This is a genomic window from Halococcus qingdaonensis (assembly GCF_024508235.1).
Taxonomy (GTDB): Archaea; Halobacteriota; Halobacteria; order Halobacteriales; family Halococcaceae; genus Halococcus; species Halococcus qingdaonensis.
In genome coordinates this window covers 493,615-506,887 of the sequence record NZ_CP101943.1, presented here as the reverse complement: position 1 = coordinate 506,887, position 13,273 = coordinate 493,615, and the positions used below count along the sequence as shown (strand labels likewise).

The 13,273-nt window shown below is 66.6% G+C and carries 13 protein-coding genes, 1 tRNA gene and 1 other RNA gene; 6 read left to right on the top strand and 9 right to left on the bottom strand.

Annotation, left to right across the window (positions count from 1 at the left end; all coding sequences use genetic code 11):
• Positions 1–42: 42 nt before the first annotated feature.
• On the bottom strand, positions 43–1,626 hold the full coding sequence (locus tag NO363_RS02645) for an SLC13 family permease (protein ID WP_256686694.1): 1,584 nt from the start codon (positions 1,624–1,626) through the stop codon (positions 43–45).
• 115 nt (positions 1,627–1,741) lie between these two features.
• Here NO363_RS02645 and mvaD point away from each other — a divergent pair, with 115 nt between their 5' ends.
• From mvaD to NO363_RS02630, 3 genes are all read left to right on the top strand, one after another.
• Complete coding sequence (gene mvaD / locus NO363_RS02640) at positions 1,742–2,713, top strand: phosphomevalonate decarboxylase MvaD (protein WP_256686693.1); 972 nt, start codon at positions 1,742–1,744, stop codon at positions 2,711–2,713.
• Positions 2,714–2,779: 66 nt separating this feature from the next.
• Positions 2,780–3,904, top strand: a complete 1,125-nt coding sequence (locus NO363_RS02635; protein ID WP_256686692.1) for an NAD(P)/FAD-dependent oxidoreductase — start codon at positions 2,780–2,782, stop codon at positions 3,902–3,904.
• Positions 3,905–3,951: 47 nt separating this feature from the next.
• Complete coding sequence (locus tag NO363_RS02630) at positions 3,952–4,575, top strand: hypothetical protein (RefSeq protein WP_256686690.1); 624 nt, start codon at positions 3,952–3,954, stop codon at positions 4,573–4,575.
• Between the two features lie 66 nt (positions 4,576–4,641).
• Here the strand turns inward: NO363_RS02630 and ffs are convergent.
• Together ffs and NO363_RS02620 are read right to left on the bottom strand one after the other, a co-directional pair.
• Positions 4,642–4,954, bottom strand: an RNA gene (ffs, locus tag NO363_RS02625) — signal recognition particle sRNA.
• Positions 4,955–5,391: 437 nt separating this feature from the next.
• The gene (locus NO363_RS02620; protein ID WP_256686689.1) at positions 5,392–5,802 is read right to left on the bottom strand and encodes a DUF7548 family protein; all 411 of its coding nucleotides are present in this window, start codon (positions 5,800–5,802) and stop codon (positions 5,392–5,394) included.
• Positions 5,803–5,886: 84 nt separating this feature from the next.
• On the opposite strand from NO363_RS02620, the gene NO363_RS02615 reads away from it, so the two are divergent.
• Positions 5,887–6,204, top strand: a complete 318-nt coding sequence (locus NO363_RS02615; RefSeq protein ID WP_256686688.1) for a DUF5798 family protein — start codon at positions 5,887–5,889, stop codon at positions 6,202–6,204.
• Positions 6,205–6,245: 41 nt separating this feature from the next.
• Here NO363_RS02615 and NO363_RS02610 read toward each other — a convergent pair whose 3' ends face one another.
• Together NO363_RS02610 and NO363_RS02605 are read right to left on the bottom strand one after the other, a co-directional pair.
• Positions 6,246–6,653: a CoA-binding protein gene (locus NO363_RS02610; protein WP_256686687.1), complete on the bottom strand. Its 408-nt coding sequence runs from the start codon at positions 6,651–6,653 to the stop codon at positions 6,246–6,248.
• Between the two features lie 38 nt (positions 6,654–6,691).
• A complete protein-coding gene (locus NO363_RS02605; RefSeq protein ID WP_256686686.1) occupies positions 6,692–7,531 on the bottom strand; it encodes a geranylgeranylglycerol-phosphate geranylgeranyltransferase in 840 nt (279 codons plus the stop codon).
• An 87-nt stretch (positions 7,532–7,618) separates the two neighbouring features.
• Here NO363_RS02605 and NO363_RS02600 point away from each other — a divergent pair.
• Positions 7,619–7,693 (top strand) — tRNA-Arg (locus NO363_RS02600).
• 68 nt (positions 7,694–7,761) lie between these two features.
• On the opposite strand, the gene xacF is transcribed toward NO363_RS02600, so the two are convergent.
• Positions 7,762–9,225, bottom strand: coding sequence for a 2,5-dioxovalerate dehydrogenase (gene xacF, locus NO363_RS02595; RefSeq protein WP_256686685.1), 1,464 nt, complete (start codon positions 9,223–9,225; stop codon positions 7,762–7,764).
• Positions 9,226–9,321: 96 nt separating this feature from the next.
• Here xacF and NO363_RS02590 point away from each other — a divergent pair, with 96 nt between their 5' ends.
• On the top strand, positions 9,322–10,188 hold the full coding sequence (locus NO363_RS02590) for a fumarylacetoacetate hydrolase family protein (protein WP_256686684.1): 867 nt from the start codon (positions 9,322–9,324) through the stop codon (positions 10,186–10,188).
• Position 10,189: 1 nt separating this feature from the next.
• Here NO363_RS02590 and rpiA read toward each other — a convergent pair whose 3' ends face one another.
• From rpiA to NO363_RS02575, 3 genes are all read right to left on the bottom strand, one after another.
• A complete protein-coding gene (rpiA, locus tag NO363_RS02585; protein ID WP_256686682.1) occupies positions 10,190–11,059 on the bottom strand; it encodes a ribose-5-phosphate isomerase RpiA in 870 nt (289 codons plus the stop codon).
• Between the two features lie 3 nt (positions 11,060–11,062).
• Positions 11,063–12,103 (bottom strand): NADP-dependent phosphogluconate dehydrogenase, encoded by a 1,041-nt coding sequence (locus NO363_RS02580; protein WP_256686681.1) that lies wholly within the window; start codon positions 12,101–12,103, stop codon positions 11,063–11,065.
• Between the two features lie 126 nt (positions 12,104–12,229).
• Positions 12,230–13,231 (bottom strand): AIR synthase family protein, encoded by a 1,002-nt coding sequence (locus tag NO363_RS02575; RefSeq protein WP_256686679.1) that lies wholly within the window; start codon positions 13,229–13,231, stop codon positions 12,230–12,232.
• Positions 13,232–13,273 lie beyond the last annotated feature (42 nt).

Sequence of the window (13,273 nt, the reverse complement as noted above, 5' to 3'; positions counted from 1 at the left end):
GGCGTTCGATCGGGGACCGACGACCCCGGATTGAATGACCGCTCAGAACAGGACGATCGGCCAGACGAACCGGAACAGCAGGATGATCAGGACGGTGAGAACGGCCGTCATCAACAGATTGAGCACCACTCCGGCACGCATCATATGTGACTGTTTCATCCGACCGCTGCCGAAGACGATGGCGTTCGGCGGCGTCGCCACCGGGAGCGCGAACGCGAAACTCGCCGCGATCGCGCCGCTGACCGCGAGGACGATCCCGGCCTCGACCGACGTGATCCCGAAGGTCGACGCGAACACGCCGCCGGTACCGATGAGCAGCGGGACGATGATCGTCGAGGTGGCGGTGTTGCTCGTCATCTCGGTGAGGAAGATCACCAACACGACGACGACCCCGATGACGAGAACGGCGGGCTGGTTCGCCAACGAGCCGAAGATCGTGTCGGCGAGCCACTCGGTCGCGCCGGTCTCGGCGAACGCGTCGGCGAGCGAGATGCCGCCGCCGAACAGGAGGATCGTCCCCCAGTCGATGTCGACGAGATCGTCCCACTCGACGGTGTCGGCGAGCACGAGCGCCGGGATCGCGTACAGTCCGACCATCACGTAGTAAAGTAGCCCCTGATGGCCCGAAACACCGAAGATCGTCGGGCCGTCGCCACCGAACAGCGTCGTGAACACGCGCGGCGGGAGCACGCCCTCGAAGAGGATGTCGAGCCCGCCGACAACCCACAGCCCGGCCGTGATGGCGAAGATCCACGCCACGCGCCGCCCGCGTGCGCTCAACGAACCCTCCTCTTCGAGATACTCTTCGGCCTGTGCTCTGGCCTCGCTCACGTCCGAGACTTCGGGTGGGTAGAGCACGAAGGTGAGGACGTACCAGACGATCGGCAGCGTGATGATCACGACCGGCATGCCGACGAGCAGCCAGTCGAAGAAGGTGAGGCTGTAGTTCGACAGCGAGGCGAGCTGGGCGGCGACCACTGCGTTCGGCGGCGTCCCGATGAGCGTCCCGACGCCGCCGACGCTCGCGCCGTAGGCCGTTCCCAGGAGGGTGGCGATCTGCATGTTCGAGAACGAGGCCGCCTCGTCGTCCTGGTCCTGGATCTCGTCGCGACCGATGACCTGGGCGAGCACCCCCAGCGCGATCGGGGTCATCATCGCCGTCGTCGCCGTGTTCGAGACCCACATCGAGAGGAAGGCGGTCGCGAGCATGATGGCGAGGATCAGCAGACGGGCCGAGGAGCCGAGTCGAGCCATCATCCAGAGCGCGATGCGACGGTCGATGTTGTACTTCTGGAGCGCGTTGGCGATCATGAAGCCCGCGATGAAGAGGAAGATGAGGTGGTCGGCGAAGCCCGTGAGCGCCGGGTCGATGTCGTCGTAGACCCCGAACGCGGTGAGGAGCACGGGTATCGACAGCGCCGTCACGGGCAGGGGCAGCGCGCCCGTCACCCAGAGCGTCCCCGCGAAGAAAGTGGTGGCGATGGCGTACTGGCCTCGGATCGAGAGCGCGGCGGGCGTCGGCGCGTTGGCGATCAGCGCCGTCCCGGCGATGGCGATGGCGAACAGCAACAGCCGTCCAGCGGTCGTCTCTCGGCTCGGAAGGTTCACGATGGAAAACCGGGACATTCTCCGCTTAACGGTTTTCATTCCCGACATCGACGCGACCGTCCGCAGCGGTCACGAACCGCACGGCGCTCTCACAATTCGGGACGTTTATTCGCGCGTCACCCGCCACACAGGTATGAAAGCCACTGCGCGGGCACACCCGATCCAGGGGCTCGTGAAGTACCACGGGATGCGCGACGACGAACTCAGACTTCCCTATCACGACTCGATCAGCGTCTGCACCGCGCCGAGCAGCACCACGACGACCGTGGCGTTCGACGAATCGCTCGACGAGGATCGGTACGTCATCGACGGCGAAACGGTCGACGGGCGAGGTCGCGAGCGCATCGAAGCAGTCGTCTCGCACGTGCGCGAGCGCGCGGGAATCAGCAAGCACGTGCGCTTCGAGAGCGAGAACGACTTCCCGACGAACGTGGGCTTTGGCTCCTCCTCGTCGGGCTTCGCGGCGGCGGCGCGGGCGCTCTGTGCGGCGGCGGAACTCGATCTCTCGCTGCCGGAGATCTCGACGGTCGCGCGGCGCGGATCGGCCTCGGCTGCACGCGCAGTGACGGGTGGGTTTTCGGATCTCCACGCCGGGCTGAACGATACCGACTGTCGGTCAGAGCGCATCGAGAGCGGGCTCGAAGACGATCTCCGGATCGTGAGCGCACTCGTGCCCGCGTACAAGGAGACCGAGGAAGCCCACCGCGAGGCCGCCGACAGCCACATGTTCGAGGCACGCCTCGCCCATATTCATGGTCAGCTCGCCGAGATACGCGACGCGCTCCGAAACGACGATTTCGAGCGCACGTTCGAACTCGCCGAACACGACTCGCTCTCGCTCGCCGCGACAACGATGACCGGCCCCTCCGGCTGGGTCTACTGGCAGCCCGCGACGCTCGAAATCTTCGACGTGGTTCGCGATCTCCGCGAATCCGGTATTCCAGCCTACTTCTCGACCGACACCGGCGCGAGCGTCTACGTCAACACGACGGCCGAACACGTCGACCGCGTCGAGAGTGCCGTCGTCGACTGCGGCGTCGAAACTCGGACGTGGGAGGCCGGTGGCCCCGCACGCGTGCTCGACGAGTCGGAAGCGCTGTTCTGACGAATCAGGACATCCTGGAGGGCCGCATTCTCAAGCCATTTAACCGACTGGCCCCTACGAAAAACGATGCGAATCGCCGTTCTCGGGGCCGGCTATGCCGGTCTCACGCTGGCCCGTCAGTTGGAGAAGGAGCTTCCGGAGTCGGCCGAACTGGTCGTCGTCAACGACCGGCCGGACCACCTCGTCCAGCACGAACTCCACAGAGTGGTTCGCCGGCCGGCGCTCGCCGACGAGATCACGGTCGCGCTCGACGACGCCCTCGACCGTGCGACCGTCCGCGTCGCGCGCGTCACGGACGTCGACCACGAACAGGGTGTCGCCGAGCTCGACGACGGCCAACTGGAGTACGACGTCGCGGCGGTCTGTCTCGGTGCCGAGACGGCCTTTCACGACCTGCCCGGCGTTGAGGAGCAGGCCACGCCGCTCAAACGACTACCCGACGCTGCCCGCATCCGCGAGGAGTTCCTCGATCTCGATGCCGGCGGCCGGGTCGTCGTCGGCGGTGCGGGGCTCTCGGGCGTGCAGGTGGCGGGCGAGCTGACCGCGCTCGCGCGCGAGGAGGGGATCGACCGCGAAGTGCTCCTGCTCGAACGCCTCGACAGCGTCACGCCGAACTTCCCGGCGGCATTCCAAGAGGCGGTCCGCGAGGAGCTCGAAAGCCGTGGCGTGGTCGTGCGGACGGGACGGGCCGTCGAGCGCGCTACCGACGAGACGATCGAGTGCGAGCACGAGACGATCGACTACGACCAGTTCCTCTGGACCGGCGGCATCCGCGGACCGGGCGCACTCTCCGGCGAGCGACCGATCGTCTCCGACACGCTCGAACTCGGCGGCGACACGTTCGTCGTCGGCGACGCCGGGCGAGTCACGGACGCCGACGGGGCGGCGGTGCCCGCGAGCGCTGCGGCGGCCGTGCGCGAGGCACACAGCGTCGCCGGGAGCATCGTCGATATCGTCGAGCACGACGGGTCGACCGAGATGTTCGACCCGCGGCCGGAGCGATTCAGGTTCGACGCGCCGGGCTGGCTCGTCAGCGTCGGCGACGGCGCGGTGGCGCAGGTCGGGCCGACCGTCTTCCGCGGAACGGCGGCGAAAGCGATGAAGACCACGGTCGGCGCGGGCTATCTCTCTTCGGTCGGCGCGATCGCGAACGCCGCCGATCTCGTTCGCGAGGAGCTGGCGAGCGACTAACGACGATTATCGAGGGTATTATACGCGGCACGCCGGCTGATTGAGATATGACCAGACGCGTCGCACTGAGCGTGGTGCTCGCAGCCATGCTGTTGCTCGCAGGCTGTTCACAGCTCGCAACGGCTCCGAACGAGGCCGGCGAGACGACCACCGTCGAATCGAACGCGACCACGACCGACGTGACCGAGACGACGCAGACGGCGACCCGAGCGCCGACGCCGACGATCCAGGGACAGGTGGCGACCACGACGGCGTCGTCGACACCGACCGCGACGGCCACGCCATCGCCGACGGCCACGCAAACCGCGACGCCGACTACGACGGCGTCGCCGACCGTAGCGGCCACGCCATCGGCCACCGACACGCAGACGACGACCGGCGAGGCGAAGCACGTCGTCATCATCGGTGGCGAGCCCGACGAGAAGGTGAATTATCGAATGACGGTCACGGGCTCGATCGACCGTCGCGGGCAGAGCTACGGCGCACCGATCGACGACAGCGGCGTGACGCAGGACCCCGATCTCGACATCATCTCCGGCTCGACCGTCGCCGGGCGGCTCGGCGGTGGCGGTGACGCCTACCGGATCACCGGCGAGATCACGGACTTCGAGGGCGGGGACGACGTCTCGGTCTACGTCGACGGCGAAGAGATCGATGTCGATTCGGAGTAGCGACGGCGAGTGCTGTTTTTGATCTGAGAGGCGTTCGGTACGCTGCGCTGATTGGTATGTAACGAGAGACGGACGCCCGGGGTTGCCCGGCGTTCCGGCACGGGGAAGCCCGCGTGCCTCCTCCACCCCGCGACCCGTCGAGCGATGGCTGTCCGGCGGTCCGCTGCTCGCTTCCGCGCCTGACGGACTGCCGCCGACTAACCGCGGCCGGTCGTCCCTGCGGACGAACGCCCACGGACCGCCGCCCCCGACGGACGAGGCTTCGACGTTGGCTTGCGGGGCCCGTGCCGGTCTGTCCGGACGCGCCCAGGGTTCGGTCCCCGCTGAAGACCGTGGTGCGGGTTGAGAGCAGGGCCTAACTGCCCGACCTAGTCCGGTTCGAAATAGCTAACTCCCGCATAAGGACTTTTCGTTCCACCGTTTGCTGCACTCAGTCGCTCCCTTCGGTCGCTCCTTCGCTGTCTTCGCGCGGCTCCGCCGCGTGAATGGCCCGAGGCGCTCCGCGCCTCGCTGGCAAAATCTGGACCAAAAGCCTCGTCGTTCCCTCGTCTCGCGGCTTCGCCGCTCGACATTCGAGGCGCTTCGCGCCTCGCTTCGGTCACTCCTCGGCCCGCTCACTCGCGCTGCTCGTTCGCGGTACAAAATCACTACACGTTCCGCAAGCCGCTCCGCAACCACACCGCCGAAGCCCTCGCATCCCGTCGGGATGCTCGCCCTTCATCCACCAGGACGTGTTCTCTCGGCCAGCAGCCACGTGCACAGACACCAGAAGAGGTCATGTCTTCAGTTGTGCCCCGCCAACGATGGCGGGAACCTCTACACGAGCGCGAGCGCGCGAGCGTACCAGACGCCGCTGGCCGGAACCACGAGCGAGACGAGGGTCAGCAGCCAGCGATGGAACTCGATGAGCGAGGTGGTCGACAGCTGGAAGACGGTGCTCTCGGGCACCGTCAGGCTCCAGACGAGCGAGACCCCGGCGATCACCAGGCCGAACACGAGCGCGACGCCGGCGGCGGTCGCGGGATCGGTGCGCCCCGAGCGCCCGGCAGCGAGGACGATCACCGTCACCGCGGCGAACAGCCCGGCGACGAGCGGGTTGACCGCCCCGTCGCCGTAGTAGATGCCGATCGCGCCGGCGTCGGCACCGAGATACGGTGCGAGAAGCGCCAGCAAAACGAGACCACAGCCGACGATGCCGACAAGCGGGGCGACCCGCGACCCGTCCATACCCACGTTTCGACCGGCGGCGTCTTAATCGCCCCGTTCGAGCGCGAACCAAAGAGCCACGTAGCTTCGCGCCAACCGACCGACATGGGACTCGGCAACACGGCGAAGAAGCTCCAGCGGGTGGCCGACATGGCCGAAACGCTCTACGAGAAGGTCGACGAACTTCGCTCGCAGGTCAACGAGGTCAAGGCACACGTCGAGACGACGAGCGAGCGCGTCGAGCGTATCGAACGCGATCTCGACGACCAGCGCGCCATCCTGAATGCGCTGGCGCGCGAGCAGGACATCGACGTCGATTCACTGCTCGCCGGAGCGGCCATCGAGGAGGCCGAACCCGGCCACGCGAGCGACGCCGGATCGACGACCGACGACGCCGACGGAACGACTGCGACTGGAGAATAGCCACACGTTCGCCGCTATTTCAGTTCCTCTGACCGATCCGTTCAGCAGAGTCGCTGGTGTTCGACTTTCATACAGCGATCCTCGACGACCTGCCGGCCATCCGCCTCGGCGCGTTCGGTCGCCGCCTCGGCGCGAATACCGAGCTGTGTCCAGATGACGGGCGCGTCGTCGCGGTCGAGCGCCGCATCGACGATCCCGCTCACCTCGTCGCTCGGCCGAAACACGTCGACGATGTCGATCTCTTCGTCCACGTCGGCGAGCGAGTCGTACGCCTCGCGATCGAAAATCTCGTCGGCGTGGGGGTTCACCGGGATCACTTCGTAGCCGTGCTCGCGGAGGTAGCGCGGGATCTCGTGGGCGTCCTTGCCCGGCGTCGACGAACAGCCGACGACCGCCACCGTCTCGTGATCGAGGATCGCGCGGAGCTCGTCGTCGTCAGTGACTGGCATAGTAGTGATAGGCCGCCGGCGAGGATAAGAACACCGGCCTACACGGCGACCGCGAGCCGGCCGACGACGAACGCGCCGCCCGCGAGGAACATCGCGTAGCTCAGGTGCTCCTGCCCTGCAGTGGGGTCGCCGAAGCTCTCGACGGCGGCGACGGCCATGACCAGATCAGCGATCGCGACGACGGCGAGATACGGCCAGCCGAACGTCTCTTGGAGATAGGGCAGCGGACTGGCGAGCAGCGCGACCGCGAGCAGGCCGGCAGCGAGCCAGAGCGCAGGGCGCTTGCCGATGGCGATCGGCAGGGTGTGGAGCCCCTCGCGGCGATCGCCAGCGACGTCCTCGACGTCCTTAACGATCTCGCGGGCGACCGTCGACAGCGCCGCGAGCGCGAACAGCACGACGACCGCCTCGGTGATCCGTCCGACGGCCGCCGCGCCGAACAGGAACGTGCTCCCGCCGAGATAGCCGACGACGAGGTTGCCGACGCCGGGCAGTCCCTTGAACAGTTCCGTATAGGCGACGAGCGCGAGGAGGTTGACGACGGCGATAGCGATGGCGGCGAGCGGCAGCGCGAGCGCGAGCACGACCGCGCCGCCGAACAACAGCACGCTGAACCACAGCGCCACACGGGGCGTGACCGCACCGCGGGGGATCGGGCGGTCGGGCTCGTTGATCCGGTCGATCTCGCGATCGAAGTAGTCGTTCATCGCGTTGCCCGCGGCAGTGGCGAAGACGGTCGCACCGACGGCCGCAGCGACCGCGACCGACGCGTCGAGACCACCGGCGACGAACGCGCCGATGAACGTGAGCATCCCCGCGGCGACGGCGTTCACGGGTCTGGTGAGTTCGAGCAGGCCACGAGCACGCTCGCCGGACATGGCCTCTCTCCCGGCGGTATGCGCATAAATGGCGCGAAACGCGACGACCGGGGGATTTAACTACGACTCGGCGCAACCGAGGAGTACGGGCGCTTAGCTCAGTTTGGACAGAGTACTTGGCTTCGGACCAAGCTGTCGCGGGTTCAAATCCTGCAGCGCCCACTCCTTTCGACGAACTCGAGAAAACGTGAACAGTGTGGAGTGCGTCCGAAAGCCGGAAGATCGCCGATTCAGTAGCTGTCGTAGACGGTCTTGATGATGGTGAAGTAGTCCATCCCCTCCTCGCCCTGCTCGCGGTAGGTCTCGCTGGAGGAGGCGTTCATCCCGCCGAAGGGCACGTGGAGTTCCAATCCCGTGGTGGCCTCGTTGACCTTCACGATGCCGAAGTCGACCTCGTCGACGAACCGGTTGGCTTCGTTGTGATCCTCGGTGACGATCCCCGCGGCGAGCCCGTATTCGACATCGTTGGCGAGTTCGATCGCCTCGTCCAGATCGGAGAACGTCATGATCCCGGCGAACGGGCCGAAGACCTCCTCCTGCATCACGGTCGCGTCGGAGTCGAGCCCCGTCACGACCGTCGGTTCGACGAAGTGACCGTCCTCGTACTGGCTCCCGTCGGGCTGGCCACCCCCGTATTCGATCGTCGCGCCCTCCTCTTTCGCGGTCTCGATGTAGTCGAGGGTAGTTTCGAGCTCGCTTTCCGAAACTTTCGGCCCCATCCCGGGGTCCTCGACCGAATGGCCGATCTCGACGTTTTCCGCGTAGTCGACGAGCGCATCGACGAACTCGTCCTCGATCGACTCGTCGACGAGCACGCGCTCGGTCGCGGTACAGGCCTGTCCCGTGACGCCGAAGGCACCGCCGCCGACGATCCGGACGGCCTCCTCGATGTCGGCACTCTCGGTCACGACCGTCGGGTTCTTCGAGCCGAGCTCGGTCTGGATGCGCTTGTGCGCGTCGGTGGCCTGCTCGTAGATCATGTCGCCGACCTGCCGACTGCCGGTGAACGAGACCGCATCGACGGCCTCGTGCTGGATGATCGGCTGGCCGACCGCCTCGCCGCTCCCGGTGAGGACGTTGACGACGCCGTCGGGGACGCCAGCCGCCTCGGCAGCCTCGTCCATGCACTCGACGACCTTCAGATAGACCGTCGGTGCATCGCCCGAGAGTTTACAGACGACGGTGTTGCCAGTCGCGAGCGCCGGGGCCATCTTCCAAGCGGGGATCGCAATGGGGTAATTCCATGGCGTGATCAGCCCGGCGACACCCACCGGCTCGCGCACGGTGTAGAGGTTCTGTCCCTGCGCGCTCGGGTTGTAGCTCTCGCCGGCGTAGTCCATCGCGCGCTCGGCGTAGTAGTAGAAGATGTTGACCGCGCGACCCACTTCCCCGGACGCCTCGGAGAGCGTCTTCCCCTCCTCGCTCGCGAGCGTCTCGGCGAGTTCGTCGCGGCGCTGGTCCATCCGTTTGGCCGTCTCGCGCAGGAACTTCCCGCGTGCGGGACCGGGCGTGTCGGCCCACTCGTCCTGTGCGGCCGCGGCCGCCTCGACAGCTCCATTGGCGTCGGCCTCGCTCGATTGCTGGACCTCGGCGACGATCTGTGTCGTGTCCGATGGGTTGCGTACCTCGAAGGTGTCACCAGTTTCGCTCGCGCGCCACTCGCCATCGACGTAGTTCTCGTAAGTATCTGCCATCTCCAAACCCCTACGGGTCCAGGGCATACCGTTCTTTCGGCTTCGATAGCAAGCCCCACCCCGTGAAACTTTGTGGACGGCCCACCACGGTCCGGTATGCGCTACTACCGCACGATCCAGGACGGTGCGGCGCGGCTCGTCGCCCGCGACGGCGAGAAAGCCTACGATCTCACGGCCGCCCGCGAGGGACTCGACTCGTTCGCCGCGCTGGCGAACGTCGCCGACGTGCTCGGCACGGGCATCGACGGCGTCGTGGAGGGGTTGACCGCTGACGCGCCGCTGCTCGACGCCGACTCGGTCGCCGAGCGCGCGGCGATGCCAGCCGCCCCCGACGAGGTGTGGGCCGCCGGCGTCACCTATCAGGTCAGCAGCGACGCCCGCGAGGAGGAGAGCGGCCGCGGCGAGATCTATCAGGGCGTCTTCGAGGGCGACCGGCCGGAGCTGTTCTTCAAAGCCACCGCATCCCGGACGGTGGGACCGGGCGAGAAAGTGGGGATCCGCGGCGATTCCGACTGGGACGTGCCCGAACCCGAACTCGCGGTCGTCGTCCACCGCGGCGACATCGTCGGCTACACCATCGGCAACGATATGAGCAGTCGCTCGATCGAGGGCGACAATCCACTGTATCTCCCGCAGGCCAAGATCTACGACCGCTGCTGTGCCATCGGGCCCGCGATCGCCTCGCCCGAAACCGTCGGCGATCCACAGGATCTCGAACTCTCGATGCGAATCGAACGCGGCGAGGAGGTCATGTTCAACGATAGCACCTCGACCACCCAGCTCGTGCGCTCGCCCGAGGAACTCGTCTCGTATCTGAATCGCCACAACGCGACGCCCGAACTCGCCGTCCTGCTCACGGGCACGTCGCTGGTTCCCGAAGAGTTCACGCTCGAAGCCGACGACGAGATCGCCATCGGGATCGAGAACGTCGGTCGGCTCGAAAATGGGGTAACACCGGTTTAGTTCAGAACGAGACCGTGTCGACGTCGTCGTCGGTCCCGAGATAGACGTCGTCGACCATGTCGAGGAAGATCCCGTGTTCGAGCACGCCGGGGATCTGCTCGATGTCGCGGGCGGTCCCGCTGGTGTCGTCGAGCCCGCCGAAGTCGCAGTCGATGACGAGGTTGCCGTTGGCGGTGAATAGGGGCCCGTCCTTGCGCTCGGCCATCCGGAGTTCGGGGTCGCCGCCAACTGCTCGGAGATTCTCGGCGACGACCTCGCGTGCGTCGGGCATCACCTCCACAGGCACGGGATAGTCGAGCGGGTCGGTGGCTTTCTCCTCGTCGGTGGCGATGACGAGTCGATCGGCCATCGCGTCGATGATCTTCTCGCGGGCGTGCGCGCCACCGCCACCCTTGATCACCGTGGGCTCCTCCTCGGAATACTGGTCCGCGCCGTCGATCGTCACGTCGAGTTCGGTCACTTCGTCGAGGTTGACGAGCGGGATGCCCGTCTCCTTGGCGAGTTCGTGACTCTGGAGCGACGTGGCGACGCCGCGGACGCCCTCCAGTTCGCCCGCGCGGAGCAGCCGCCCGATCTCGGCGACCGCCCACGCGGTCGTGCTACCGGTGCCGAGACCGACGTCCATCCCGCTCTCGACGATGTCCTGTGCTGTGCGCTCGCCACCCCGCCGCCGGCGCTCGTCGAAGACGCCGTCGGTGCCGCTCTTGATGCGCCGCGGCGACGGGATGATGGCGATCTGCTCGCGGATCGCCGATTCGTCCGTCTCGACGCCCGCCGCGTCGAGTTCCTCGTGAGCGTTTTCGACCACTTCGTCCTCGGTTGCGGCCCAAACGTGGATATCGTTCTCGTCGTCGATGAATTCCTTTGCCATGGTTCAGTCCTCTTCGTCGGCGAGCGGTCCGACCGGGTCGACGTCCTCGTCGTCGCGGAGATCGTGACGCGCCTCGTTGTCGACCCGCCCGTGCAGGCGTTCGCTCCTGATACCCTCGTCCTCGCCGAAGGGGTGTTCGCCGAAGCCGTGGCGCATCATCGCGATGGCCCGGTAGGCGTGGCGTTGGTTGCCACGTGATTTGAACAGTTCGGTGACCGACTGGCTGATGACTGGGATCGGCGTCTCGCCCTTGTACGCCTCGCTCACGAGCCAGTTCACCTCGCCGGTGTCCTCGATGTAGTTCGGAATGTCGTCGAAATCGGGCGCGTCGGACTGCTGGTCCTCCTTGCGCAGGCCCTTCTCCATCAGTTCGACGAGCCAGCTCTCGATGACCGCCCCGTTCGACCAGTTGTGGAAAACGTCTGCCATGTCGAGATCGAACTGCCCCGCCTCCAACAACTCGACACCCTCGGCGATCGACTGGAGCATGCCGAACTCGATACCGTTGTGGACGAGTTTGACGAAGTGGCCGCTACCCGGCGGACCGACGTGGAGCAGTCCACCGTCGACCGAGAGCAGATCGAGATACGGTTCGGCGATCTCGAACCCGTCCTCCTTGCCGCCGACCATGAAGCAAGCCCCTTCGCTCGCGCGCGGCGGGCCGCCACTGGTGCCCGTATCGAGGTAGTAGATCCCCTGGTCCCACGCGCGCTCCTCGCGGCGGATCGAGTCGCGCCAGAAGGAGTTGCCGCCGTCCATCACGACGTCACCCTCCGCCAGGTGATCGAGCAGGTCGTCGAGTTCGTCGTCGATCATCGGGCCGGCGGGCAGCGAGAGATAGATCACCCGTGGCGCGTCGAGTTCGTCGACGAGCGTGTCGTACGCGCCCGCGTCGTAGACCTCGACGCCTTCCTCTTCGAGCTCCGGACGGTCGGCCGTATCGAAACCGACCACCCGGACGTCCTTCTCGACGGCCTGTTTCGCGAGGTTGCCGCCGATCTTTCCCAATCCGACGATGCCGAGTTCGAGATCAGTGTCTGACATGAATGGGTTCTGCTGAGCCGCTGTCGTTCCATCGCCACGATCCACTCGATCGCGTGCCGTTCGTCAATCACCTCACAGCACGAAAGTATAGAACTGTCGCCTGCATTCGTCGGCCCGTCTGAGTCACTAAACGTAGTCGGCGTAGACGTCCCACGACGGGTCCGCGGCGGGCGGTTCGATCCGCTCGCCGTCGACGTATGCCCCGCTACCCGCGGAAACCTCGCCGACGACGGCCGCGGTCGTCCCGCGGGATGCGAGCGCGTCGAGAACGGGGTCGACGCCCGAAGGATCGACCGCGATCAAGAGTGAGCCGGCGCTGGTCGCCGCCCACGGGTCGATGTCGAGGAACTCGCAGACGGGTTCGACGCCAGGACGCATCGGCACGCGCTCGCGGTCGACATCGAAGCGCACGCCCGTGCTCGCGGTCATCTCGCAGAGCGCGCCGCGGAGTCCGCCTTCGGTCACGTCGTGCATCGCCGTCACCGGGCCGGCAGCCGCGGCCGCAAGCGCGTCGCGCACGGCCCGCGCATCGTCGAGGCACTCGCGGGCTGTATCGATCGTCGATTCGGGCAGCTCCATCTCGTCGCCGAACAGCGTCGTCAGCAGACCGACCGCCTCGACCGCGGGACCGGTCGTCAACAGGAGCGTGTCACCGGGGTGCGCGCCGTCCGGGCGAACGATCTCGTCCCGATCGCCGACACCCATCACCGTCGCGCCGCCGACCCAAGGGAACGAACAGCCCTCGTAGCGGGCGGTGTGGCCCGCGACGACACTCGCACCCAGATCACTGGCCTCGCGGTCGAACGCCTGCCAGAAAGTAGCAAATTCCGCGTCGGTCATCGACGGCGGGAGCGTGAAATCGAGCGAGAGATAGGCTGGCGGGAGCCCCGAGACCGCGACGTCGGCACAAACGACCTCGAAGGCGAACCGACCCGCATGCTCGAAGCCGAGCTCCGGGAGAACGGAGATCGGATCGGTGGCGACGACCAGCGAGCGCTCGCCGAGATCGACGACCCCGAAGTCGACGCCGTGCTGTGGGCCGACGGCGACTTCCTCGCGCTCGGCACCGAGATGTGGGTAGATGTGTTCGTCGAAGAAGGCGCTATCGACTTTACCGTATGCTGGCATGACGGCGTTACTCGCTACCGATAAAAACGGTGTTCGGTTCGG

Bases quoted from the DNA above. Each gene is read 5' to 3' on its own strand.
- NO363_RS02580 (WP_256686681.1), bottom strand. From the start codon at position 12,103: ATGTCAGACACTGATCTCGAACTCGGCATCGTCGGATTGGGAAAGATC.
- NO363_RS02575 (WP_256686679.1), bottom strand. From the start codon at position 13,231: ATGCCAGCATACGGTAAAGTCGATAGCGCCTTCTTCGACGAACACATC.
- xacF (WP_256686685.1), bottom strand. From the start codon at position 9,225: ATGGCAGATACTTACGAGAACTACGTCGATGGCGAGTGGCGCGCGAGC.
- NO363_RS02620 (WP_256686689.1), bottom strand. From the start codon at position 5,802: ATGGACGGGTCGCGGGTCGCCCCGCTTGTCGGCATCGTCGGCTGTGGT.
- mvaD (WP_256686693.1), top strand. From the start codon at position 1,742: ATGAAAGCCACTGCGCGGGCACACCCGATCCAGGGGCTCGTGAAGTAC.
- NO363_RS02605 (WP_256686686.1), bottom strand. From the start codon at position 7,531: ATGTCCGGCGAGCGTGCTCGTGGCCTGCTCGAACTCACCAGACCCGTG.
- NO363_RS02630 (WP_256686690.1), top strand. From the start codon at position 3,952: ATGACCAGACGCGTCGCACTGAGCGTGGTGCTCGCAGCCATGCTGTTG.
- NO363_RS02590 (WP_256686684.1), top strand. From the start codon at position 9,322: ATGCGCTACTACCGCACGATCCAGGACGGTGCGGCGCGGCTCGTCGCC.
- NO363_RS02645 (WP_256686694.1), bottom strand. From the start codon at position 1,626: ATGTCCCGGTTTTCCATCGTGAACCTTCCGAGCCGAGAGACGACCGCT.
- NO363_RS02610 (WP_256686687.1), bottom strand. From the start codon at position 6,653: ATGCCAGTCACTGACGACGACGAGCTCCGCGCGATCCTCGATCACGAG.
- rpiA (WP_256686682.1), bottom strand. From the start codon at position 11,059: ATGGCAAAGGAATTCATCGACGACGAGAACGATATCCACGTTTGGGCC.
- NO363_RS02635 (WP_256686692.1), top strand. From the start codon at position 2,780: ATGCGAATCGCCGTTCTCGGGGCCGGCTATGCCGGTCTCACGCTGGCC.
- NO363_RS02615 (WP_256686688.1), top strand. From the start codon at position 5,887: ATGGGACTCGGCAACACGGCGAAGAAGCTCCAGCGGGTGGCCGACATG.